At 62.4% G+C, this 24,694-nt stretch carries 19 protein-coding genes; 8 read left to right on the forward strand and 11 right to left on the reverse strand.

All coding sequences use genetic code 11. From position 1 onward, the window contains the following. Positions 1 to 24: 24 nt before the first annotated feature. From AYR66_RS15625 to AYR66_RS15635, 3 genes are all read right to left on the reverse strand, one after another. Positions 25 to 402 carry a hypothetical protein gene (locus AYR66_RS15625; RefSeq protein WP_206047191.1) on the reverse strand — a complete coding sequence of 126 codons (378 nt, stop codon included), beginning with the start codon at positions 400 to 402 and terminating at the stop codon, positions 25 to 27. A 242-nt stretch (positions 403 to 644) separates the two neighbouring features. After that, complete coding sequence (locus AYR66_RS15630) at positions 645 to 2,576, reverse strand: AAA family ATPase (protein ID WP_088708269.1); 1,932 nt, start codon at positions 2,574 to 2,576, stop codon at positions 645 to 647. Positions 2,577 to 2,989: 413 nt separating this feature from the next. After that, on the reverse strand, positions 2,990 to 3,169 hold the full coding sequence (locus AYR66_RS15635) for a hypothetical protein (RefSeq protein WP_088708270.1): 180 nt from the start codon (positions 3,167 to 3,169) through the stop codon (positions 2,990 to 2,992). Positions 3,170 to 3,297: 128 nt separating this feature from the next. Here AYR66_RS15635 and AYR66_RS15640 point away from each other — a divergent pair, with 128 nt between their 5' ends. Next, complete coding sequence (locus AYR66_RS15640) at positions 3,298 to 5,784, forward strand: sensor domain-containing protein (protein ID WP_088708271.1); 2,487 nt, start codon at positions 3,298 to 3,300, stop codon at positions 5,782 to 5,784. Here AYR66_RS15640 and AYR66_RS15645 read toward each other — a convergent pair whose 3' ends face one another. Beyond that, a complete protein-coding gene (locus AYR66_RS15645; protein WP_088708272.1) occupies positions 5,785 to 7,011 on the reverse strand; it encodes a nucleoside recognition domain-containing protein in 1,227 nt (408 codons plus the stop codon). It lies immediately after the preceding gene. Positions 7,012 to 7,167: 156 nt separating this feature from the next. On the opposite strand from AYR66_RS15645, the gene AYR66_RS15650 reads away from it, so the two are divergent. Then, positions 7,168 to 8,304, forward strand: coding sequence for an alanine racemase (locus AYR66_RS15650; protein WP_234814915.1), 1,137 nt, complete (start codon positions 7,168 to 7,170; stop codon positions 8,302 to 8,304). Beyond that, positions 8,294 to 8,659, forward strand: a complete 366-nt coding sequence (locus AYR66_RS15655) for a response regulator (protein ID WP_088708274.1) — start codon at positions 8,294 to 8,296, stop codon at positions 8,657 to 8,659. The genes AYR66_RS15650 and AYR66_RS15655 overlap by 11 nt, the downstream gene beginning before the upstream one ends. 1 nt (position 8,660) lies before the next feature. Here the strand turns inward: AYR66_RS15655 and AYR66_RS15660 are convergent, their stop codons facing one another. The 3 genes from AYR66_RS15660 to AYR66_RS15670 form a co-directional block, all read right to left on the reverse strand. Continuing rightward, positions 8,661 to 10,823, reverse strand: a complete 2,163-nt coding sequence (locus AYR66_RS15660) for a putative bifunctional diguanylate cyclase/phosphodiesterase (RefSeq protein ID WP_088708275.1) — start codon at positions 10,821 to 10,823, stop codon at positions 8,661 to 8,663. Next, the gene (locus AYR66_RS15665) at positions 10,816 to 11,811 is read right to left on the reverse strand and encodes an EAL and HDOD domain-containing protein (protein WP_088708276.1); all 996 of its coding nucleotides are present in this window, start codon (positions 11,809 to 11,811) and stop codon (positions 10,816 to 10,818) included. Before AYR66_RS15665 ends, AYR66_RS15660 begins: the two co-directional genes overlap by 8 nt. Positions 11,812 to 11,909: 98 nt before the next feature. Next, a complete protein-coding gene (locus tag AYR66_RS15670; RefSeq protein ID WP_088708277.1) occupies positions 11,910 to 12,128 on the reverse strand; it encodes a hypothetical protein in 219 nt (72 codons plus the stop codon). 273 nt (positions 12,129 to 12,401) lie between these two features. Here AYR66_RS15670 and AYR66_RS15675 point away from each other — a divergent pair, with 273 nt between their 5' ends. The 5 genes from AYR66_RS15675 to AYR66_RS15695 all read left to right on the forward strand — a co-directional run bounded on the left by AYR66_RS15675 (position 12,402) and on the right by AYR66_RS15695 (position 19,913). Then, positions 12,402 to 13,478 (forward strand): GGDEF domain-containing protein, encoded by a 1,077-nt coding sequence (locus tag AYR66_RS15675; protein ID WP_088708278.1) that lies wholly within the window; start codon positions 12,402 to 12,404, stop codon positions 13,476 to 13,478. 183 nt (positions 13,479 to 13,661) lie between these two features. Further along, complete coding sequence (locus AYR66_RS15680) at positions 13,662 to 14,414, forward strand: peptidylprolyl isomerase (protein ID WP_088708279.1); 753 nt, start codon at positions 13,662 to 13,664, stop codon at positions 14,412 to 14,414. Between the two features lie 9 nt (positions 14,415 to 14,423). After that, positions 14,424 to 17,486, forward strand: coding sequence for a peptidase domain-containing ABC transporter (locus tag AYR66_RS15685; protein ID WP_088708280.1), 3,063 nt, complete (start codon positions 14,424 to 14,426; stop codon positions 17,484 to 17,486). Beyond that, positions 17,483 to 18,790 (forward strand): sigma-54 interaction domain-containing protein, encoded by a 1,308-nt coding sequence (locus tag AYR66_RS15690; protein ID WP_088708281.1) that lies wholly within the window; start codon positions 17,483 to 17,485, stop codon positions 18,788 to 18,790. The genes AYR66_RS15685 and AYR66_RS15690 overlap by 4 nt, the downstream gene beginning before the upstream one ends. A 109-nt stretch (positions 18,791 to 18,899) precedes the next feature. Then, positions 18,900 to 19,913, forward strand: a complete 1,014-nt coding sequence (locus AYR66_RS15695) for an HDOD domain-containing protein (protein ID WP_088708282.1) — start codon at positions 18,900 to 18,902, stop codon at positions 19,911 to 19,913. Positions 19,914 to 19,916: 3 nt separating this feature from the next. On the opposite strand, the gene AYR66_RS15700 is transcribed toward AYR66_RS15695, so the two are convergent. The 4 genes from AYR66_RS15700 to AYR66_RS15715 all read right to left on the reverse strand — a co-directional run. Then, positions 19,917 to 20,510: a pyridoxamine 5'-phosphate oxidase family protein gene (locus tag AYR66_RS15700; protein ID WP_088708283.1), complete on the reverse strand. Its 594-nt coding sequence runs from the start codon at positions 20,508 to 20,510 to the stop codon at positions 19,917 to 19,919. Between the two features lie 110 nt (positions 20,511 to 20,620). Further along, the gene (locus tag AYR66_RS15705) at positions 20,621 to 23,191 is read right to left on the reverse strand and encodes a serine/threonine-protein kinase (protein WP_234814916.1); all 2,571 of its coding nucleotides are present in this window, start codon (positions 23,189 to 23,191) and stop codon (positions 20,621 to 20,623) included. A gap of 359 nt (positions 23,192 to 23,550) precedes the next feature. After that, positions 23,551 to 24,321 (reverse strand): PP2C family protein-serine/threonine phosphatase, encoded by a 771-nt coding sequence (locus AYR66_RS15710; protein ID WP_088709841.1) that lies wholly within the window; start codon positions 24,319 to 24,321, stop codon positions 23,551 to 23,553. 105 nt (positions 24,322 to 24,426) lie between these two features. Further along, positions 24,427 to 24,694 (reverse strand): hypothetical protein (locus AYR66_RS15715; RefSeq protein WP_337367134.1); only part of this gene is annotated, 268 nt, incomplete at its 5' end.

Genomic DNA, 24,694 nt, shown 5'->3' on the forward strand with positions numbered 1-24,694 from the left:
GGAGAGGGAGGAGAAAGAGGTGCGTTACGGCTTTTCGTTCGTGACGACCACGCGGTTCACGAACATCACGGACGGGAAAGTGCGGTCGAGCAGCTTGCTGCGGAAATTGGTCATCACCGCGCCGTCTTCAAAGCGGACCACGGCGTCTTTTTTTACCGCGACCTTCGGTGCGGCCAGCCACAGGGTTTCCTTGCCCTTGGCAACTTCGATATAGGTGTACTCGCTTGCGTCCAGCGTGCTCAGCACCTTGCCCTTGAGCGGCAGGTCAGCGTCGGGCGTGTTCTTCGGTGCTTTCAACATGTCGGCCGACATGGACGGCGACGGATGCCCGGTCGGTGCAGCCTGCACGGAAACGGAAACAGCCAGTGCGGCGATCGCGAACAGGGCGGAAATGGCTTTCATCGATATTGTCCTTTTGTAGGTGAATGAATGACAGGCTGCCTGTCATTCAGTGAAACGCTTTTTCGTTAAAGCATCTTTCGCGCCAGCAGCACCAGTCTGACGCCACGACTGGGAAAGCGCCGGATTTCAGCTGATTTTCTGGACGAAAAATCCCAAATGCGGGACTGCTTTTTTCTCGAATCCGGGAAGCAGAACGAAAAAAGCCCCGGGGCAACCGGGGCTCGATATGGAACGGCTCGGAATCAGGCCGCTGCTGTCGCCGGTTGCGGCATGGTCATGTCGGACAGCAGTTCGAAGACTTCATCCTTCGACAGGACATAACGCTCGAGCAGCGTATCCTTCAGCGCCCACATGATGTCCTTGTAATCCTTCATCGCCTCCAGCGAACGGGTGTACAGCTCGTCGGCCTTGGCTTCCACCTGGCGGACCGCGTCTTCGCTTGCACCTTCACGCTTGAACTGCGTGTAGTCGACCTTGGAACGTGAATACATCGACAACTGGTTGACCATCAGGTCGAGTTTGGCCGTGATCTTCTGGATGTCGTTCTGGCTGCCGGTCGAGATGCCGCGCGCGCCGTAGAACAGTTCCTCTGCCGCCACGCCACCGTAGAGCTGGATCACGTCCTGTTCCATTTCTTCCAGCGTCTGCAGGGAGACATCCTCGTTCGACGACAGCACATAGCCCAGCGCGCCGACCTTGGATACGGATTCGGTGCTGATCTTGAGCAGCGGCGACTTCGCCTTCACTTCATCCCAGCTCATGCCCTGGCGCAGGAAAGGATCGATCTGCATGAAGAAGTGGCCGAGTTCGTGCAGTGCGACGCGCTCGCGCTTCTTGTCCTGTTCCGCGGTGGTCGCGCGGTCGGTCAGGCCGATCATCGAACGCTCGAAAGCGCGGAACATCACATCGGTGGTGATCAGGAGCTTTTCCTGGATGGCGATCATGCTGGCGCGGTCGACCACGGTTTCCAGCAGCGCGGGACTGAGGTTGGCGGTGATCTCGGCGGCATAGTCGAGATTCAGGTTGGCCCAGTCCACGCATTCCGGATCCTTCTTCGCGAGGAACACGTTCAGCAGTTCACGACGCTCAGCCTTGTTGGGCAGGCGGAAATTGATCTTCACAGCGAAGCGGCGCAGCATCGCCTCGTCCATCTGCGTGGTCGCGTCGTTGAAGTTGGACGCCACGACCCAGATCACGCCCGAGCCCTTGTCGCTCTTGATGCCGTCGAGCAGCGAGAGCAGGGTGTTGGCAGTGTCGTCATCCCACTTCTTGTCGCCGCGGCCGCGCGGCATGAACAGGCTTTGCGCTTCATCCAGGAAGATGATGCAGCGTTCCATCGAGCAAGCCTTTTTGTAGATGGCGTTGAGCGCCTTGGAACCGCCGCCGACGAGGCCGGACTCGAGGCCGGAACCGGACGCCTGGATCAGCGGAATCTCCAGCTTCTTGGCGAGGTAGCCGGCCAGCTTGGTCTTGCCGGTGCCCGCCGGGCCGGTCAGCATGACGTTGAAGGGCTTGTCGATGTTGTGCGAACGATAAAGGTCGCGGTTACGGATCATTTCTTCCAGGTGCGCGACTTCCTGCTTGATGTCTTCCATCCCGATCAGGTCGTCCATGCTGCCTTTCAGGTTTTCCGGCTTGACGACGGACGCGCCGCCACCCAGGCCCATGCCCGGCAAGCCCTTGCGCAGGCCGACGAACAGCAGGACCAGCATGGCGATGCCAATGGCATTGCGCGCGAGGAATCCGCTCGCCTCGCTCAGGGCGCTGGCCTTGGTTTCCTTGTCTTCGAAGATTTCCTTGTGGGCTTCCAGGTATTCGGTATTGGCAATTGCATAAGGAATGCTGTTCTTGAGCAGCACTTCACGTTCGAGGTTGCTGTGCGAGGTGCTCGGCACCTTCACCACATTGATCTGCGCCGCGTCCTTGTACTTGAACACGTAGCGCGGGAAATCCGACAGCGGCTGTGCCACCAGCAAATATTCGAGGCGGCCGGCGTTGTTCGCGAGGCGGGTGATTTCGGAAATATCCTGGGAATGCACGATCGGGTTGGCGTCGCGCAGCGCCAGTGGCTTGAATACGACGGCGGCTACGCTCGCAAAGGCGAGCAGCACCATCAGTACCGCACCGACATAGGCATTGTTGAAGGCGTCATAAAGCTTGGAACATCGTGACATTCGGTCGTCCTCTAGGAAGGTCTGTTGAGAGCGCGAATCCCGGATGCTGTGTCCAGAGCGCGCAACGTTGCTGATCAGAAGCCAATAGGACAGGGCAGGAGCGTTTTGGTTGCCCCGCAAAAAAGAAAAATGCGCAGATTTTTTTTATGGACGCGATAGCGTGCTGCCGATCGTTCCGCAGGGAAAAATTACCGAGCGCAACGTACCGTTGACAATGCGCAAGCGCGAGGGGGAGCGAGGTGCTTAAATGAAGTCATGCGACAGCGCGTCTCAGGAGACAGGGGCGATGGTAACTATAATAATTCTGGCATTGGGATTCCTCACGGCGGCGCTCGTCGTCGGGGTCTTCATTGTGGCGGTCATGGAGCTCAATGAAATTGACAACATAGGCGAGAGCACGCGCGCACCGGAGTTCAGGCACCCTGTTTCTGCTCGCTGAAGTGCCGCTCGATCAGGCGGGCGAACGCAACCAGTTCCTTTTCGGTCGCCATGTCGTTCAGGAAGCAGAGTTCGCCGTCGACGATCATCAACCTGGCCTGATGGGCTAGTTCAAGTATGGCGTCACGCCTCAGTTCGTGATGCAGGTTTTTCATGGCGGTTCCTGGAAGTGGATGGAAAGAAATTCTTTTGAGAAATTCCTCCTGTGACGCCGTTCCTCCTCGCTTAGTTCCGCCGCCGGCTGTCATCTTTAAAACGTATCAAAGTGGTAACATACTGCGCCATGCGCGCAAGTTACCAACCCTCATCATTCCCTCTTGATACAGCGGCCAGCCCGGCCGTTCGGGAAGCCATCCGCCGCCTCGCCGAGGAGGCTTCCATGATCGTATGGGAAGCCGATGCGGATGGGTGTTGCACCTATCTGAATCCTGACGCGGCGCAGGCGTTTTCGTCACCGCGCGAATTGCACATCAACGACTGGTTTTCGCACATTCATCCCGAGGATGCGCCAGCAGCCATCCAGAGCATCCTTGAAGCACGCCGCACCCGCCGCCAATACCGGCTCGAATACCGGATCAGTTGTCGAAACGGCAGCACCCGCTGGATTTCCGATACCGGTGCCCCGCGCCTGGACGCGCAAGGCAAGCTGCTCGGCTATCTCGGTACCCTTCTGGATGTGACGGAAAACCATGAAGTCCGCGCCAGGCTGATGCGCAGTGAAATCGAACACCGCCTGCTGACGGAAAACGCGCGCGACCTGATTTCCTACAGCGACGCCAGCAACATCTACGTGTACGCCTCGCCTTCGCACAAGGACACGCTCGGTTATGAGCTGCATGAACTGGTCGGGACGCATCTGTACGATTACATCCACCCGGACGATGTCGCCGCAGAGCCTCCGGGCCCGCGGTCCAAGCGCCGCGGCCTGGTCAATATCCGTTTCCGCCACAAGAAGGGGCATTGGGTATGGCTGGGCGCGAGTACGCGCACGGTGCGCGATCCTCAGAGCGGGGCGAAGATGGGGATCGTGGCGATTGCACGTGACATTACGACGCAACTGGAGGCCGGCAAGGAACTGGCGCGGCGCGAGGAGCGCTTCCGCAGCCTGACGACCCTGTCGTCGGACTGGTATTGGGAAACCGATGCCCGCATCCGCTTCAGCTTTTTTTCCGAAGGCATCTACCAGCGGCTCGGCCAGCGCACGACCGAGCTGCTCGGTTCCAGCTTCGAAGAGCATATCGCCGATCCCAAGGCCGCCGGATTCATCGTCTGCGCCGAAAGCGTCGCCGCCCGCAAGCCTTTCCACGACCTCATTTACCCGGTCTGGTCGCTTACCAAGCCAGGCGACATCCGTTTCCTGCGCATTTCGGGCGAACCGTTCAGCGAGGACGGCGTTTTCTGCGGTTACCGTGGCGTCAGCCGCGACGTCACCCATGAAGTACGGACCGCCAACGCCCTCGAACAGCTCGCCACCCGCGATACGCTGACCAAGCTGCCGAACCGCGAGCTGTTGCAGCGCCGCCTGCGCCAATGGCTCGAGGAACGGCGGCCTGATGCACAGCTGGCCGTATTCTTCATCGACCTCGACAACTTCAAGGAAGTCAACGACTCGCTCGGGCATGCGGCGGGAGATGCGCTGCTCAAGAATATCGCTGCCAGGCTCCGGCGCTGCATCCGGCCCAGCGATACTGTCGCCCGGCTGGGTGGGGACGAGTTCGTGGTCCTTGCCGAATGCAGGTATGGTGATACCTCCGCCATGCGTCTCGGAGAAAAGCTGTGCCGGGCACTCGACCCGCCGGCGATGATCGAGGGACACGAGGTGCGCGCCTGCGCATCGATCGGCATCAGCATGTTCCCGCAGGACGGCGAAACCAGCGACGTGCTGCTGCAAAATGCGGATACCGCGTTGTACCGCGCCAAGGCGGCCGGCGGTAACTGTTTCCGCTTCTACACGCCCGACATGAGTGCCGAGTCGCGCACCCGCATGATGCGCCACGCCGCCTTGCGCCATGCGCTCGATCGCAACGAATTCGTCGTGTATTACCAGCCGCGCGTCGACCTGAAGACTTCGCGCCTGACTGGCGTCGAAGCCTTGTTGCGCTGGACGCATCCGCAGCTCGGCGAGGTGTCGCCGGTGGATTTCATTCCGCTGGCGGAGGAAAGTGGCCTGATCGACAGCATTACCGACTGGGTGTTACGGCGCGCAACGCAGCAGGTGCAGGAATGGACGCTGCGCCATGGACGCCCATTCACTGTTTCGGTCAACCTCTCCGCGCGCCAGCTGCGCAACGAAAAGATCCTGGCTTCGGTCAGGCAAGCGCTGCGTGCCAGCGGCCTGCATCCCGGGCAGCTGGAACTGGAACTCACCGAATCGGCATTGATGGAAGACGCCGATACTGCGGCCATCCTGCTGAAGGAGCTCAAGCGTCACGGCCTGCGCCTGTCGGTCGACGACTTCGGCACCGGCTATTCATCGCTTGCCTATTTGCGCCGCTTCCCGCTCGATTGCCTGAAGCTGGACCGGTCCTTCCTGCTGCAAAACCATTCTGATGAAGTCAGTCCCTGGAAGCTGGCGGAGGCTGTCATCAACCTGGCGCATACACTGGGCTTGTCGGTGGTGGCGGAAGGTGTGGAGAGCGAGGAGCACCTGGCCTTCCTGCGGACCACCTCCTGCGACGAAATCCAGGGATCGTGCATCAGCGCTCCCATGCCGCCGGAAGACATGGAACGCCTGTTGTGCTCGACGCATTCCGAACAGCTCTTGGCCTGATCAGCCGAAGAACCAGTAACACACCCAGATCGACGCAAGCACGCCTGCGAGGTCGGCGAGCAGCGCGCATCCTACCGCATGCCGCGCCCGCTGGATGCCGACTGCCCCGAAATACACGGCGAGCACGTAGAAAGTGGTCTCGGTGCTGCCCTGGACAGTCGCGGCAACGAGCGCGGGGAAACTGTCGACCCCGCCGCTCTTCATCAGCTCGATCAGCATGGCGCGCGCGGCACTGCCTGAAAACGGTTTGACCAGAGCGGTCGGGAGGGCGTCAACGAAACGTGTATCCCAACCCAGCGTCACGACGACGTAACGAATGCCATCCAGCGCCGCCTCCAGCGCACCGGAAGCGCGCAGCACGCCGACCGCGCAGAGCATGGCGACGAGGTAGGGCAGGAGGTTCTTTGCGACGTCGAAGCCTTCCTTCGCGCCTTCAACGAAGGTCTCATAGACAGGCACGCGCCGCGATGCGCCGACCAGCAGGAAGAGCAGGATCAGTCCGAACAGGACAAGGTTGCCGAGCAGGGAGGAAAGTGCGGCAAGTCCTGCGGTCGACATGCCGCCCAGGGTCGCCATGAAGCCGCCAAGCAGCAGCGCGAACCCGCCCAGCCAGGCGAGGACGACGGGATCCCATATCTTCAGGCGCTGCATCAGTGCGACCGACAGGAAACCGGTGAGGGTAGAGGCGCTGGTGGCAATCAGGATGGGCAGGAAGACCATGGTCGGATCCGGCGCGCCCTGTTGCAGGCGGTACATGAAGATGGATACCGGCAGCAGCGTGAGGGAGGAGGCGTTCAGGACCAGGAACAGGATCTGTGCATTGGTGGCCGTGTCGGGCCGGTCGTTCAGTTCCTGCAACGCGCGCATGGCCTTGAGGCCGATGGGTGTTGCGGCGTTGTCCAAACCAAGACCGTTCGCGGTGAAGTTCAGCGTGATCAATCCCAGAGCGGGATGGCCGGCCGGCACGCCGGGCATGAGGCGCCGGAACAGCGGCGTCAGCACGCGTGCAAGCAATTCCACCAGGCCCGCCTTTTCGGCGATGCGCAGGAATCCCATCCATAGGGTGAGCGTGCCGAACAGGAGGATCATGACTTCGACGGACAGCTTCGCCATCGCAAACAGGCTTTCCACCATCGCGCCGAATACGCCCGGGTCACCCGCCAGCCAGCGGGCCGCTGCGCTGATCGCGGCGACCAGGAAAAATCCGAGCCACAATCCGTTCAGCATGCGCCGGTCCCCGCGCAAGATAGTTGTTTAGAAATTGGTGGAGTGCGCAGACAGGCGGAGGTCATCGAAAATGCGGCGAAGATGTTCGTGTTAACATCAGCATGATACCGGTGGAAATCTCCGCCGGATTGATTTTCAGCCCGGCTTTCGATAAACGTGAACTCTCCCGTATCTCTTTTTTCCACACTGCCCACGCCGGCGATCATCCTCGATCGCCAGCGGCTCGAAGCGAATTGCGCGCGCATGGCGCGACGTGCCGCCGACGCTGGCGTCCGACTCCGGCCCCACCTGAAGACCGCGAAAAGCGCCGAGGTTGCCCGGATCGCAACAGCCGGCCAGTTTGGCGGCATTACCGTATCGACGATAGCGGAGCTCGCCTATTTCTTCGAGGCCGGCTTCCGCGACATCACCTATGCAGTCGGGATCGCGCCTTCGAAGCTGACTGCCATCGAAGCGTATATCGCGCGTGGCGCACGGATCAGCATCGTCCTGGATTCGGTGCGCGCGGCGGAGGCGATCGCCGGCCACGCCGGTGCACCGCTGTCGGTGCTGATCGAAATCGATTGCGGCGGCCATCGCGCCGGCGTCGCTGCCGGCAGCGACGCATTGATTGCCATCGCCAAGCGGATTGCAGACGCCCCCGGATTGCATCTGGAAGGCGTGCTGACCCATGCCGGACACTCCTATCATGCGGCAAGCGAAGCGGCGCGCGCGCAAATTGCCATTGCCGAGCGCGATGCGGCGGTGCTGGCGGCGGAACGCATCCGCGCCGCCGGCATGACATGCGACACAGTGAGCATCGGCTCGACGCCGACCGCACTGACCGACGTGCCGCTCGACGGCGTGACCGAGATCCGGCCTGGCGTGTATGTGTTTTTCGACCTCTCGCAGGCGCGCCTGGGCGTCTGCAATGTGGACGACATCGCGGTCAGCGTGCTGGCGACAGTCATCGGGCATCATCGTGAAGCCGGCCACATGCTGGTCGATGCAGGCGCACTGGCGATTTCAAAGGATGTCAGCGCGAACGAGCATGACCCGCACATCGGCTACGGGCTGGTATGCGACATCGATGGCCGGCCCATCGACGGTTTGTATGTCGCGGATGTGCATCAGGAACATGGATTCGTGCGCAGCACACATGGGACGCCGCCGTTCGAGCGCTTTCCCGTCGGATCGCAGTTGCGCATCCTGCCGAACCACGCGTGCATGACCGTCGCCCCGTATCGCGAGTACCATGTGCTTGACACGGCATCGGACGCGCTGACCAAATGGAGCAAGACGTATGGCTGGTAAACGCCTGTTGGTGATCGAGGATGACCCGGCCAACCTGCGGCTGATGGTCCTGCTGCTGAAAGCCGCAGGACACGAGGTGACGGGTGCGCTGAATGGCGGGGAGGGATTGCTGGCGGCACGTCGTGATTTGCCCGACCTGATCCTGTGCGACGGCCGCATGCCGGACATGACGGGAATCGAGGTATTGCGCAGCCTTCGCGGCGATGCGGCGACGGCAGGAATCCCGATGGTTGCCGTCACCGGGCTGGCGCGGGACGGCGAGGTGCACGAGCTGCTCGACGCAGGCTTCAACGGCTATATCGCGAAGCCCTTCGATATCAAGACGTTTGCGGCGCAGGTAGCGTCTTTTTTATAGGCTATTTCGCCGCGCGCTGTTCTATGGTGACGGTGAGGTTGAGACGCTTCCCGTCACGCACCATACGTTCGAAGTCGCCCGCCACGACTGGTGGGCTGAACAGGTAACCCTGGAGCTGGTCGCAGCCGAGGTCGCGCAGGAAGGCCATCTGTTCCGGCGTCTCGACACCCTCGGCGACAATCTCCTGGCGCAATTGCTGGCCCATCGTCACGATGGCGCGCGCAATCGCGCAATCGTTTTCTTCCTGCGGCAAACCAATCACGAAGGCGCGGTCGATCTTGAGCGTGCTGATCGGGAATTTCTTCAGGTAGGCGAGGCTGGAATAGCCGGTGCCGAAATCGTCGAGCGCCAGCGCCAGGCCGCGCGCCGCCAGTTCGTTCATGATCGGGATGACGGTGTCCGGGCCGCGGACCAGCAGTGTCTCGGTGATTTCCAGCTTGATGCGGTCGGCGGCGATGCCGTGGCGCTCAAGGACTTCCTGGATGCGGTCCGGCAGGTGCCGGTCGAACTGGCGCGATGACAGGTTGACGGCCACGGGCGGCACATCGACGCCCGCATCCTGCCATTGGCGGATCTGGCGGCAGGCTTCGTCCAGCACCCAGGTGCCGAGTTCGAGGATCAGTCCGGTTTCTTCCGCGACCGGAATGAAAATACCGGGCGAGACCATGCCGCGATCGGGATGTTTCCAGCGCAGCAGCGCTTCGGCGCCGACGATGCGGCCGCTGCGCAGGCTGACCTTCGGCTGGTAATGCAGCTGCAGGTGATTGCCGACGAGCGCACGCCGCAATTCGCTTTCGAACCAGAGGTGCTCCTTCGCCCGTTCGTTCATTTCCGGGCTGTAGAACATGTAGCCGTTGGCGCCGTTGTCGTGCACGCGCACCCGCGCCGCATCCGCGTAGCGCAGCAGTGCCGCGGTGTCCATGCCGTCTTCCGGATAGACCGAGATGCCGATGCTGGCGCCGATGCGCAGGTTGTGCTCCTCGATCTCGAAGGGTGCGTCGAGCTTGGAAAGCAGCTTGTTGGCGACGATACCGGCGTGTTCCCGCTTCTGTATCTCGAACAGCGCCACCGCGAACTTGTCGCCGTCGATGCGCGCAAGCACGTCTTCGTCGCGCAGCACATGACGGAATCGCGCGCTCACCTCGCCCAGCAGGGCGTCGCCGACTTCATGGCCAAGGGTGTCGTAGATGGAGTGGAAGCGCTGCAGGTTGATCACCAGCAGGGCACCATGCGACCTGCTACGGCGCGCGGAGGCCAGCGCCTGGCCGACCAGCTGGTTGAGCAGTGCGCGGTTCGGCAGTCCGGTCAGGGTGTCGTAGTTGGCCAGTCGCTGCATGCGCGCTTCAGCTTCCTTGAAGACGCTGATGTCGGAGAAGATCGAGAAGGCGTGGGTGATCTGCCCCTTGTCGTTGCGTACGACACTGATCGTGACCGACTGCGGGAAGACGTCGCCATTCTTGCGCTTGCCGAAAATCTCGCCCTGCCAAGGCCCGGCGCCTTGCATGGCCGACCGCACTTGTGCGCGGAAGTCGGCGGTGTGCTTGCCGGAGCGGAGCAGGTCGGGCGTCTTGCCGATGGCTTCGGCGGCAGAGTAACCGGTGATGCGGGTGAAGGCAGTGTTGACGGAGACGATGCGCTCCTCGCCGTCGGTGATCAGGATGCCCTGGTCGCTGTCTTCGATGATGCGCGCATGCAGGCGCAGCTTGTCTTCATCTGACAGGCGCTCGGTGATTTCGGACATGCGGGCCACCATGCCCGCCGGATGGCCGGCCTCGTCCAAGGTCATCGACAGCGCCAGGCTGGCCCAGAAGATTTCGCCGGATTTCTTGCGGCGCCGAACCTCCATCAGCGACGTGCCTTCTTCCAGGAAGAGTTCGGCGACCTGGTCGTCGTCATCGGCGTACAGGAAGAGCACGTGCTGGCCGACTGCTTCTTCCGGCGTGTAGCCGAACAGGCGCTCGGCGCCGTCGTTCCAGCTGGTGATATAGCCCGCCGGATCCATGCCGATCACCGGCTCGGACAGTTTGGCGCGCGGGGATTGGCCCTTCAGTCCGGCCAGTTCCGCTTCAAGCGCGCTCAAGGCTTGCAGTTGGGCCGCGCCATCGAGTGAACGCGCCTCGCGGCACAATGCAAGGCAGCGCTCGATGGCGTTCTGGTCAGGCATGTTGTCCTCCGGCGCTTTCGCGCACGACGTCCAGCATCCAGTTGTGGGCTTGCACATTCAACAGGTTGAATTCGGCGGCCGCCAGGTGCAGGCCTTGCAGGCAGGCTTCTACTGCTGGCAAGTCGCGGCCTTCGGCCGCTTCGGCCAGTGTCAGGAGCCGCCCGATGTCGCCCTCGCGGCGCAGCAGCGCGCCCAGTAGGGTTTCGCTGATCCTGAGAGGGCGCAGGACTTCCTCCAGCGGCATGCCGAACAGCACACCGAGAAGCGAGAACATGCCGGCCATGAAAGCCGATTCCTGGTTCGACTTGTCGAGGCCGCTGGCCTTCGCGGCCAGCTCCATCAAGCGGGCGCGGACCGCAACGCGCGCCAGCAGCATGGCAGAACCTTCATCGCCGGAGCGCGCGGAAAACAGCATCAGGTTGAGCCAGCGCCGCAGCTGCGCGCGCCCGAGGATCAGGATGGCCTGGGAAAAACTGGTGATTTGCCGGCTCATGCCCATGCCGAGCGAATTGACGAGACGCAGCAGGTGATAGGACAGCGTGGGATCGCGCCTCAGGACGGCTTCGATTTCATGTGTGTCAGCATCGGTGGACACGAGCTGGACCAGCTGCAGCGCCAGCGCGCGGGACGCGGCCTGGCTGCCCGCCGGCTTGGCGCGCGGCGCCATGTACCACGGGCCGGCGATCCAGTCGATCTCGGGCGGAAACGGTTCTTCGGGAAGGCGATCGATGCGTGCAAGCGATCCGGCAGGCACAGGGCGGCAACCCGCCTCCACGACTGCTGGTTCGAGCGATGGTGACATGCCGCCGGTAGTGAACCGGCATGGGAACCGCCCCGCAAGCGCGCGGAAGTCTTCGTGTTGGGCCAGCGGGATGAACGCGTCGTCGGCGCCACTGTTGCTGAACTCAAGCAGCAGCGCGGCCGGTGTACGGTTCCGGTCAGAGAGCAGATCGACCGACAGGAGCGGGGCAGGGGGCAGGACGCTCATGGCGACTTCGGACGGCAAATATCAATCCTGATATGTTACCCCGAAAGACGGCCATGTGTTGACAAAGGGAAATGTAGTTTGAAAAGTGTTGCTCTAGATTAGCCTGTTGACGTATCCGGTTTCGCAGAACGGAACGCAGTCCGGGATTTTCGAATGGCGGATTTCCGTGCATTAACCACCTCGCGCAAGGCAACGGCGAGCATTTCCTGGCGGCGATAGGCCGGAATCATGTGCGCCGTCAGGCTATACGCCCGCACGGTCCGCTCCAGGTTACGCAGTGCGCGCAGTTCTTCGCTGTGTTGCTCGTCAAGCATCATGATGGTCGTTCCTGTCAAAAGCTACTCGGTACTCCCTAGACCGGAGCAGGAGCATTTTTGTTCCCTGCAGGAAAATGTTCGGCGACCTTTCAGGTAAGAATCATCTAGTGGATATCCTCTACAAATAGTATCGAAGCAAGCTGACTCTATAGATATAATAGTTGCCGCAAGGCAATAACAATAACCTGGAGACAACCCGGCATAGCGCGGTGCGGCCACTCGCCTGCACTTCTCTTGCGCGTACCGAGGAGCCCCCGATCCGGACAAGGCGCCATGGATATTCCTGTAACGGCTTCACCGTCTAAAACGCGGCACCTGAACCTTGGCAGCGAAATGGGCCATGCGTGCTTCCGCCTCGCCGGGACCATGGTATTCGTCGCCTATATCGCGATTGCCTGGGGGATGGGGCATATCCTCGACCTGCACGAGGCAGTGGCCGGCATTGCCGCCTTTCTCGGATTCAGCGCGGCGTGGATCGGCGTCGTCGGTTTTTCCCTGCTCAACTTCCGCACACGGCGCATCCTTTCCATCGTCCTCGACCAGGCAGTGTTCGCGTTTGCCTTGTACGAAGCGGGCGACGTGCTTGCGCCGGTCATCTGGGCACCGGTCGTGATGGCTGTCGGCAACGGTTTGCGCAACGGCCCGAGATACGCCCGGCTATCGTCGGTCATCGGCGGCGCATGCGTTGGGGTGGCGCTGGGACTGTCGCCGCACTGGCAGGCAGGCAAACTGGTGACGGAAGGCATCGTGCTGTCCATCCTCGTGCTGCCTTGGTATACATTGAAGCTGTCCGAGCAGATTGCGCAAGCCAAGCGCGAGATGCAGCAGCGCGCCGCGCGTTTCGAATCGGCGTCGCGCACGGATTCGCTGACCGGCCTGATGAACCGGGCGGGTTTCTTCCAATGCCTGCAGAAGCAGCTGCACGATGCAGGGCGGAGCGGCGCGCGCAGCGCAGTGATGCTGCTCGATCTCGATGGCTTCAAGGCAGTCAATGATGTCGGCGGCCATGGTATGGGCGATGAAGTGCTCAAGCACATCGCCAACCGGTTGCACGATTGCGTCGAAGCCAACGACCGCGTGGCGCGGCTGGGCGGTGACGAGTTCGGCATCGTTGTTTCCGACGCCTCGGACCTCACGGAGCTGGAAAGGCTGGCGCAATCGATCGTCGAGACGATCGCGGCTGTCCACGTGCACGGCCAGGGCGATTTGCGCATCGGCGCCAGCGTCGGCATCTGCCTGCTTCCCGACGACGGTTGCCGCGACGAATCGTCCGTGATGGAAACTGCCGACCGCCTGATGTACCAGGCAAAGAAGTCCGGCAAGAACCGCTACTGCATCAATCCTCATTGACGCGCGTTTGACCACGCGCAAACATCCCCGGCGCATGAAATCCTAAGGTTTCTGTAACGCTTGCTGGCGCGCGGCCACGCTTCGAACGCGCGAGCCTTGCGCCAGATCCAATTTCATGCCGGGGAGCAGTGAACCCGCTCTCCATGCCTTGCATCCAACAGGGCTAACCGCAAGGAGGGGACGATGACGGCGATTGTGCGTATTGACGATGAAGTCATCCGTGTCGAGGACTTCGTCAGGACACTGAAGCTCACCGGGCAGTTCGAGGGCCTCATCGAGCAGATTGTCAGGGACAAGCTGACGGTGCGTGCGGCGAAGAAACACGGCATCAAGGTAACGCCGGAAGAGATCCAGGAACGTGCCGACAACTTCCGCCGCGTGCAGGGCCTGCACCGCGCGGCCGACATGAACAACTATCTCAATGCGCTGGGCGTGAGCCTTGACGAATTCGAGACCTTCGTCACCGACAGCCTGTACCAGGAAAAGATGATGGCCGACGTCTGCAGCGACAAGGCCATCGAGCATTACTTCAAGCTCAACTCGCCGAAGTTCGACAGCATCGAAGTCAGCCACATGGTGCTCGACGCCGAAGGCAAGGCCAAGGAAATGGTGTCCTACCTGCGCGATGATCCGGATGCCTTCGGCGACATGGCGCGTGAGCATTCCGTTGCCGATACAAAGGAGCAGGGCGGGCGCATCGGCAAGGTGCTGCGCGGCTCGCTGAAGACCGATATCGAAGCCAAGGTCTTCAATGCATCCGAGGGCGACCTGCTCGGACCGTTTGCGTCGCCGGACAGGTCAGTGTTTGAAATCTTCAAGGTGGATGCCAAGCATCCGGCTCGGCTGGATGACGACACGGCGGCCGAGATCCGCCGCCTGCTGCGAGAGGAATGGCTGTTTGCCCGCGCGCAGGAACACATCATCGAAGCACGGTAATCCCCTTTCATGGACGCGGCGCAGAAACAGCAGCAGCCCCTGGCGGATTTCCTCGCGTCCGTCGAGCTCCTTTCTCCCTTCAGCCGCGACGAGATCGAGCGGCTGGCAGAGCATGCGGAGTCCCGCTTCTTCGCATTCGGCGACACGGTCTGCAATGCCGGTGACCCGGCCGGTGGATTGTTCATCGTCAAGTCCGGTTCGGTGCGCGTCTTTACCGAGGAGAACGGCAAGGAAATCAGCATGGGCGTGCGCAAGGAGCGCGAGGTCATCGCCGAGATCGCGATGCTGCGCGACTACCGGCACGAATCATCGGTGCGCGCGTCGCTCAAGACCGAACTGCTGTTCATCCCGCGCAAGGTCATCGAGCCGATCATCGCGCGCAATCCCGCGGCGCTGGAGTTCATCGCCAGTTATGTGGCGATCAGCTCGGCCGGCGGATTCGTCACGCGGCTGTTCGATCTGCGCGGCAAGGTCAACAAGGCGGAGCTGGAAGAGTTCGTGCGCAGCGTGGGCGTCAAGCGCGTTGCGGCCGGCAGGGACATCCTGAAGCAGGATTCGAAGGAAGACCGGCGCCTTTATGTGATCCGACAGGGGGAAGTCAGGCTGTTGCGCACCGAGGAGGGCACCGAGTATCCGCTCGCTACATTGCACCAGGGCGACATCTTCGGCGAGAAGGCGTGCCTGATGCGGCAGGAACAGATGGTGACGGTGACCGCCGTTACCGACACCACGCTGCTGGTGATCCCGGAAAAGACCATCCACCTGATCCTGGAGCGCAACCCGAAGCTGCGTGAAGTGCTGGAAGACCGCATCCGCATTGTCGAGCGGGAACTGCAGCGGCAGAAGAAGCTCGAGGAGCGGCGCAAGCGCCCGGTGCTGCTCGACCTGCAATCAAAGCCCGCAATGGGCGAGAAGGTCATTCGCCGCTTCCCGCTGGTCGAACAGGCGGAAGAGATGGATTGCGGCGCCGCCTGCCTGGCGATGATCTGCAAGCACTACGGCATCCCGATGACGCTGGGCAAGCTGCGCGAACTGGCCAATGTGACTACGGCCGGCGCCACGCTCGACAGCCTCGCGCGCGTGGGCGACTCGCTTGGATTCTCCACGCGCGGCGTGCAGTGCACCTACGAATCCCTGCTCGGATTCCAGCTGCCGTTCATCGCGCACTGGGAGGGTTACCACTACATCATCGTCTATGGCGTCTCCAAGACCCACGTGTGGGTCGCCGATCCGGCCATCGGCTTCAAGAAAATGGCGGTCGAGGAATTCGAGCGCGGCTGGAGCGGCACCTGCCTCGTCTTCACGCCGGGGCAGGACATGGTGCAGCTCGCGGCGTCGCGCTCACCCTGGATACGTTTCGTCGGCTATCTCAAACCGTACAAGAAGATCCTGCTGCATATCTTCCTTGCCACCTTCGTCATCCAGGTGCTCGGGCTGGTGCCGCCGCTCATCATCCAGAACATCCTCGACGGCGTCATCGTGCACCAGAACTTCAACCTGCTGCACCTGCTGATCGTCGGGCTGGTCATATCAAGCCTGTTCACGCAGCTGATGACGACCATACGTTCCTTCCTCGCCGGGTTCATGGTGCGCAACCTCGACTTCGCAATGATGTCGCACTTCTTCAAGCACACCATGTCGCTGCCGTTTTCCTTCTTCGCCAAGCGCAAGACGGGCGATATCCTCGCGCGCTTCCAGGAAAACCACACCATCCGCGCCTTCCTGACAGAGTCGACGATCACCACCATCCTCAACCTGCTGATGGTATTCATCTACTTCACCATCATGTTCCTGTACAACGTCAAGCTGACGATGGTGCTGATCGCCTTCGTCATACCGATCATTACACTGACGGTGTTGGCGACGCCGAGGGTGAAGAATTTCGCACGCGAGGCATTCGCCGCATCGACCGACGCGCAAGCCTTCCTGATGGAGGCGTTGGGTGGCGTCGAAACCGTGAAGGGCATGGGGACCGAACGCCCGGTGCGCCTCAAGTGGGAAAAAAAATACGTGAAGGCGCTGGAGGTGCAGTACCGCGCGCAGACCTTCAACATCTGCATTTCGCTCGTGGGCCAGATCCTCAATGCCGCGACCACCATTGCGGTGCTCTGGGTCGGCGCGAGCCTGGTGCTCTCGCGCGAGCTGAGCATCGGCCAGCTGATCGCCTTCAACGCCTTGATGGGCAGCGTGCTGGCGCCGCTGATGGGCCTGGTCGGCCTGTGGAATCTGCTCAATGATGCCGGCGTGGCGATGGAGCGGCTGGGCGACGTGCTCGACATGGAACCGGAGCAGAAGCCGCAAGACTTGCCGTCGCGCGTGGTGCTGCCCGACCTGCAGGGCGAGATCAAGCTGGAAGGCCTCTACTTCCGTTATGGCGGCGACGACACGGCCTATGTGTTGGAAAACATCAGCCTCGACATCAAGCCGGGCGAACTGGTTGCCATTGTCGGCCGCAGCGGATCGGGCAAGACCACACTGGCCAAGCTGCTGGTCGGCTTCTACATGCCCACGGAAGGCAAGATCGTGGTCGACGGCTACGACATGAGCGTGATCGACAAGGATTACTACCGCGCGCAGGTCGGCTATGTCATGCAAAGCAATCTGCTGTTCTCGGGCACGATCGCCGAGAACATCGCAAGCGGCGAAGAAAGCCCGGACCGCCGGCGCATCGAGGAAGTGGCAAAGATGGCCGATGCGCACGCCTTCATCAGCAAGCTTCCGCTGGGTTATGAACAGGTGGTCGGCGAGCGAGGCATGGGCTTGTCCGGCGGCCAGATCCAGCGCTTGTGCATCGCCCGCGCGCTCTACCACGACCCGCGGCTGCTGGTGTTCGACGAAGCGACCTCAGCGCTCGACACCCAGTCCGAAAGCAACATCATGGGCAACATGCACGAGATCCTCAAGGGCCGCACCGCGGTCGTCATCGCCCATCGCCTCAGTACCATCATGCGTGCCGACAAGATCCTGGTGCTGTTTGAAGGCGCGGTGGTCGAGCAGGGACGGCACGAGGAACTCGTCGCGCGCCGCGGCATGTACTACGAACTCGTCCAGAAACAATTGAGCGCCGCATGAAACTCTTTGACCAACGGCTGGGCGGCACCAGCGTCACCTACGCCGGCGTGCTGGAAAAAATCGAGATCATGCGCAACACCCTGCGCTGGGCATCGAAGCTGGAGCGAGCGGATATCGAAAAGCTGCTGCGGCACGCCAATACGCTGCGCGACGAAGTGATGCAAATGTCGCACAAGGAGCGTTTCGTGCGTGCGGCCACCGCCGAGGTCGAGCCGCTGGAGCCGATCGAACGTCCGCCGGGTGAGCGGCGCAAGGGCCTGATGGACCGCAGCTTCATCTTTGAAGGCACCTTCGGCGACAACCCCAAGCTGTTGGAATCGCTGGAAATCGCGGAAAAGGCCGCGCCCACCGATCTGCCGGTGCTGATCGACGGCGAAAGCGGCACTGGCAAGGAACTGATGGCCAAGGTCATCCATGCGAACGGCTCGCGCGCGGACAAACCTTACATTTCCGTCAACTGCGGCGCGATCCCTGACAACCTGCTGGAATCGGAACTGTTCGGCCACAAGAAAGGCGCGTTCACCGGCGCGGCCAACGACCGCAAGGGCAAGTTCGAGAGCGCGCACAAGGGCACCATCTTCCTCGACGAGATCGGCGAACTGCCATTGCAGGGGCAAGTGAAGCTGCTGCGCGTGCTGCAGGCGCACGAAATCCAGCGCGTCGGCTCGGACGAGATCATCAACGTCGACACGCGCATTGTCGCCGCCACCAACAAGAACCTGCGCAAACTGATCGAGGAAGGAAGCTTCCGTGAAGACCTGTTTTACCGGCTGAGCGTCATCCACGTCACGCTGCCGCCGCTGCGCGAGCGCAAGGACGAGATTCCGCTGCTGATTTCCTTCTTTTGCGACGAGGCGGCGGAGGCGCTGAAGCGTGCGCCGGTCAAGATGACGCCGCGCCTGCGCGACTTCATGCTCCACTATTCCTATCCCGGCAACATCCGCGAGCTGCGCAACCTGATCTACCGGCTTTCCTGCCTGGCAGGGGACATGGCGGATATCGTGCACCTGCCCGAGGATATCCGGCCCAAGGCGCCGGCGCGTGCGATCACGGCAGGGCCGATGGACATCGAGGCAATGAAGCTGACCTCCCTCAGCGATGCCAAGCGTGCGGCGAGCGACGAAGCCGAGCGGGCCTTCCTCGAGCACGGCCTGAAGGAAGTCGGCGGAACCGTGGCCGAACTGGCAAGACGCTGCGACATGAACCGGTCGCACCTGCAGATGTTGCTGAAGAAGCACGGCATCCGGTCCAAGGATTTCCGGCGGCAGGCGGCGGAGGCGCAGGAGAAGGGCAAGGCGCACTGAATTGGTGTTTTGATAATGCTGCGCATCCGGTTTTTCTTGAGCTGGATGCGTACACCGCAACGGCACGGCACAGTACACTGTCCGCTGCCCGTCGAATTGCCTGCCGCCTATGTTCAAGAAGCTCATCGACCGATTTTTCCACCGCAGCCCCGGGCCATTGGTGCCGGACGAGGACCTTGCGCTCAATCCGCTGACCGTGCTGGCCGTCGAGCCGCCCGAGCCGGTGGAGATGATCGACATCGACAACCTGTTTTTCCCCTGGCTGCTTGGCATGGGCACGGGCGTGGCTGACGGGATGAACGATGCCGAGAACCGCCTGCTGCGCACACTCAAGCGCGTGGCCGACGCCGACGATCCTGCCACCGCGGACCTCGTTCCCCGCATTCCATCGGTGATTCCCCTGCTGCTGCGCAGCCTGCGCGACCGCAATGTCTCCAACAGCCAGCTGGCGGAGCAGGTGTCGCAGGATGCAGTGCTTGTCGCGGCAGTGCTGAAGCAGGTGAACAGTTCCTATTACCGCCGTGCGTCGGCGGTCAAGACCATCGAAGAGGCGATTGCTGTCATTGGCCAGAACGGCCTGCGCATGCTGGTCGCGGGCGTCGCTTTCCAGCCGCTTTTCAACGCGGGTCTCGGCCACTTCACCGGACAAGGCGCGCCGCGCGTCTGGGAACTGTCGGAGCCCTATGGCGTCGCTTGCCGCCATTTTGCAAAAGTGCGCCGGGTGGACGGTTTCGAAGCTTTCCTTGCCGGGCTGCTGCAGGGCGTGGGTGTGATCGTCGCACTGCGCGTGATTGACCAGGCTGGCGGCGCGGCACCCGGCGAGCTGCGTTCGCTCGACTTCCAGTCTTCATTCGCGCATTACGCACGGCGCCTCGCGTGCGTGATCGGCAAGCAGTGGGAATTCCCGGAACAGGCCATCGCGGCGATCGATCGTTCCGGTCCGGCCTCCGCGCTGGCGAGCACCGTGCGCGCAGCCGACCGCGTCGGCAAGATCCGCGTGCTCGTCAGGCATGGCATGCTGCGGACCGACCTTGCGGAAGTCTGCCTTGAAGAGAGCGGTGCCACCGCCTGCTACAAAGAAATCCTCGCAATGGAAGACGCGCAGGAGAGATCGGCTGCCTGAGCCTTATTCGTCCCGATCCCTTGCCGGCAGCGCGTCGCGGAAGGAATCAAATGTCTTCCACGCGGGCACCGGCGGTGTGTAGCCGGGCCGCGGTGCGTACGCAGAGTATTCGGTCAGCTGCATCTTGTGGATATAGCGCGGGCAGTTCGGGAAGATAGCTGCCGCTTCCACGCGCACGATGAACACCGATCCGGGAAAGTCATCGCGCAGGGGATCATCTTCGCTGATGGTAGCCGTCCCGTTGATGCGCAGGCGCTTCGGGCTTTCAAAATCAAGGAACAGCATGCCGACGTTCGCGTTCACGAGCACATTTCCCCACGTGCGATACATGCCGTTGCCGTCGTAGTCGGGAAAGGCGAGGGTGCGCTCGCCGACGACATGCACGAATCCCGGCAGTCCGCCCTTGTAGGAGCAATCCGGCCGACCCTCGGCATCGGCGGTGGCGATGAAGAACATCGGACTGCGTTCGATGAAGGCGCGGTCCTCCTCGGTGAACGCGGTGCGCAATGTCACTTCGCGCAGTCTGTCCGCCAGCCGCCTGGTGTCGCGCGCGTCCTGCAGGCGCCGCATTCCGTCGTGGTAAACGTCGCTAGCCATAAGGCCTCCTCGTGGTCCGGACGCTTTCAGTTTTAGCGTCCTGGCACAGGATTGCAAGCTTGCTACCGCGCCAGGTCTCGGGTTGCGTAGCGTGATACACCGGATAGCTGTCAGTACCCCGACGACTCATTCGCCACGTTCCTGCGCCCGGCATTCTGCGTATTGTTCGCCGGCGTATCCGCCTCGGGATTCTTCTGGGACTGCTCGGCAAACACCATCTTGCCGTTCTCGGTCCGCTTGTCGTCCCTGAACTCGCCTTCCCAGTAGCTGCCGTTGGCCCAGGTATAGCGGCCCTGGCCATGGCTCTTGCCGCGCAGCCAGTTGCCGTCGTAGACGTCACCGCTCTTGAAGCGCGTTGCGCCGCGGCCATTGGGCATGCCGTCGCGCACTTCACCTTCATAGCGGCTGCCGTCCGCGAAGGTGATGGTGCCGCGTCCGTTCGGCATGTCACGCGCCCAGTCGCCGCTGTAGCGCTGGCCGTTGCTCCAGACAAAGCGGCCTTTGCCTTCCTTCATGCCGCGCACGAGCGTGCCTTCGAACTGGTTGCCGTTGGTCCAGGTGATCTTGCCGGTGCCGGACACGGCGCCGGACTTTGGATCGACCGAGAAATTGCCGACCATGGTCTGGTCATCCAGCACCAGCGGCTTGCGGGCTGAAGCGGTGGGTGTCTCGGTGCCGGCGGGCGTCGCCGGCCGCGACTCCAGGGCCGATTTTGGCGGCGGCGTGACGACCCGCTCGGGCGGCTTGATGCTCGCGACCCGATCGGCGGGTTCCGGCGGTTTGTGCTCCGTAACGGCAGGGGCGGACGCCGCCGGAACCGGTGCAGCCTGCGGTGCAGCCGGAGCGGGCGTCGGTGCTGGCGCAGCGGCTATCGGGGGCGGCGTCTCCTTCTTCACGCTCGCTGCCGGTGGCACAGCCGGCACCGGCTCCTCGCGCTCGGTCCTGTCAGGCTGCTTGAAGCTGGCGATCCGGTCCTTCGCCAGTGCGGCGTAGCGGCCCTTCGGATACTTCTTCAGGTAGGTCTCGTAAGAGGTCTGCGTGTGCACTGTGGTCGACGCGGTCCAGAGGTCTTCCTCGGACGAGGACGGCGTTTCCTTCGACTGCTTGATGCTGTCTAGGCGCAGGCGGGCAACCGCAGCGTAACGGCCGCGCGGGAACTCCTTCAGGTACTTTTCATACGCACCGGGCTTGTCCGAACTGCTTGCCTTTTGCCAGGCGTCGTCCTCTCGCGTGGTGGATGGCGCAGGCGGCGCGTCGCCGATGCGGGGAGTTTCCTGCAGGACGGGCGCAGGAGCCGGCACCGGCGCCTTGGCGACAGGCGGAGGCAGGGGCTGCGCGGGCCGGGTTTCGACGGGCTTGAGCGTATAGGAGGGCGGCTTGCGCTCTTCCTTTTCGTCTGGTGTCTCGCTTGCGCCGGAGGACTCCATCGCCGTGCTGCTGCCCGAGCCTGCGCCCAGGCCCCGCCAGGACGAACCTGTTCCGAGATAAATGCCGGATGCAACCCCTGCTGTCAGAAGAATGCCGAGGATGCTCCATTCGCGCTTGCCGTAGGACGAGCCCCGGGTTGGGGGGCGGCCCGCAGGCTGCGGCTGGGAGCGCTGGCGTTCGCTGCGTTGGGTGACCGGCGGCGCGATGCGGGTCCTGACGTCCTGCATCATGTCCAGCGGCATCTGCGTGCGCACCGGATCCATGTCGGGACTGCGGACCATGGTAGTGGTGAAACCGGGATCCGATTGCGGCAGGGTGCGCGGCGGCGCTTCCATGATGTCGAGCGCATGGCGCAGTTCGCCGATGGAGCGGAAGCGCTGTTCCGGCTTGACCGACAGCGCCTTGTCGATGGCGGCCAGGAAGCCTGCGCTGTAGCGGCCCTTGCCGACTTCGCGCGCGGGCACCAGTTCGTCATGCACCATGCGCGCGACAGCAGGCGGCGGCGCCTTGCCGGCGATCAGGTAGTAGACCACGGCAGACAAGGCGTAGATGTCCGTCCATGGCCCCTGGCGCAGGCCGGCGATGTCGGCGTACTGTTCGATCGGCGCATAGCCTGGCTTGAGGATCGCCGTGAGGCACTGCGTCAGGTCGCCGATCACGCGGCGTGCGGCACCGAAGTCGAGCAGTAGCGGACGGCCGTCCTTGAGCAGCAGGATGTTGTCTGGCGCGATATCGCGGTGCAGGCATTGCCCACGGTGGATGATCTCGATGGCATCGAACAGGTCGCCCAGCAGCACGCGCACCCAGGATTCCGAAGGCGTGATGCGGCGCTGCTTGAGCGCCTGCTTCAGCGTGATGCCTTCGTAGAATGGCATCACCATGTAGGCGGTGCCGTTGCCTTCCCAGAAGCGATGCACCTTTACCAGCGAGGGCGAGTCGAACTGCGCCAGCATCTTGGCCTCGTTGATGAAGCTCTTCAAGCCGGCGGTGAAGGTCTCGACGTTGTGTTGCGATCGTACCGTAACGGCCAGGCGCGTGGTGCGCATGGCAAGGCCGGAGGGCATGTATTCCTTCAGCGCGACCTGGCGTTCCAGCGAATGGTCGTAAGCCAGATACACAATGCCGAAGCCGCCCTCGCCGATGAGGTCGAGAACTTCGAACTCGCCCAGGTGCGTGCCGACCGGGAGGACGTTCGCGCTGTGCTCCGCGTCACTTTCCGTCGTCGGCCGGAAGGGCATACGGCGGGTTCGCAATGCGGTCTTCTGATTGAAATCGTTCACCATGGGTATCTACCGAATCTGTTTGGTCAGCCGCCTCGCCAATGCATGAATGCGCAAGGAACATCCGCTTCTAGCACCTTTGGTGCCAGCCTGACGTGTGCGGTGGCTACAGGCGTCGTTGGAAGGATGGATCGGTCAGCGTGCATGGCGTCTGTCGGGGCTTGTCCAACATTTGCTCGCCGGCGCCGCTTCACCTGTTGGCATTCACGCGACACGCCGGCATCACCAGATCATGTGCGCGCCCGGCGCTGCAGACGGGCGCATGATCCCCTGTCCATGATGGTCGTGACGGACGCACAGGGCTTGATCTGAATCGCTATTTGTCGAGATAGTCAGAGCGCGGGATTGAGGACGGTCTTGTCGCTCGTATGCAAGTCGTCAGCGCGTGCGACCACGGCGGAAATGTTGTCGCGTCCGCCGCGCATGAGAGCGATCTCGACCAGTTCATCCGCAGCCTGCGGACAATTGCCGGTCACCAGCGCGGCGCGAATCTCCTGTTCGCTCACTTCATTGCTGACGCCGTCGCTGCATAGCAGGAATATGTCGCCGTCGGCCACTTCAATCATCTCGCCGTCGACTTCAAGTGTTTCAGCCGCGCCGACAGCGCGCGTGATGAGGTTGCGCGCGGGATGGTGGATCGCATCTTCGGCGGTCAGGCTGCCACAGGCAAGCAGTTCCTCGACCTGGCTATGGTCGCGCGTGAGCTGCATGAGGTGACCGTTTCTGCAAAGATAAATGCGGCTGTCGCCCGCCCACAGGTAGGCGCAGCGACGGCCGTGCGCGAGCAGGACGACGACGGTGCTGCCGATGATTTGCGCGCCGCGATTGTGCGCTTCGGCGCGCAGCTGGCGGTTGACGGATTGCAGGCGGGCCTCTGCATCGGTGGCAAAGAGTTCGAGCGCATCGCCTGGTTGCAGGTCCGAGAGCGAGGCGACGATGGCGTTGCTGGCGAAGTCCCCCAGCGTGTGGCCGCCCATGCCGTCCGCCACTGCCCATATGCCGCGGTCGGCCAAGTCGAGCACGGAGTCTTCATTGATCTTGCGAACCAGTCCCGTATGCGTGCGGGAGGACGACGTCCATTTGAATGGCGTGGTTTGCGTCACGTTCACCTCCGACGGCAGGCGGCAATCCGGAATTCTTCCCTGCGATGAGTATAGAGCCCGTAACGCGGATTGCACGCAGTCCCGCGCAGAAGGATTGTCTTGCGTCTAATGCTTGGCGTTTGTGCCGGGCTTGATGTTTGTGCTGGCCTCGTTCAGCCCGACGTTGATGTTCGCGTTCGCGGCGGTGTTGTTGATATCCACCATCTGGACCTGGTTGATCATCTGGTCGGCGTAGTTGTTGATCTGGTAGAAGTTGACCACCGCCGCCCCGCCGAACGGATTGCTATGGCGGTTGTAGGGACGGAACGCGCCAAAGACCCAGGAGCCGTCGCCGCCCCTGATGGACGACATCGCCTTGCGGTCGAGGATGCGG

It is taken from the genome of Noviherbaspirillum denitrificans, assembly GCF_002211445.1.
Taxonomy (GTDB): domain Bacteria; phylum Pseudomonadota; class Gammaproteobacteria; order Burkholderiales; family Burkholderiaceae_D; genus Noviherbaspirillum; species Noviherbaspirillum denitrificans.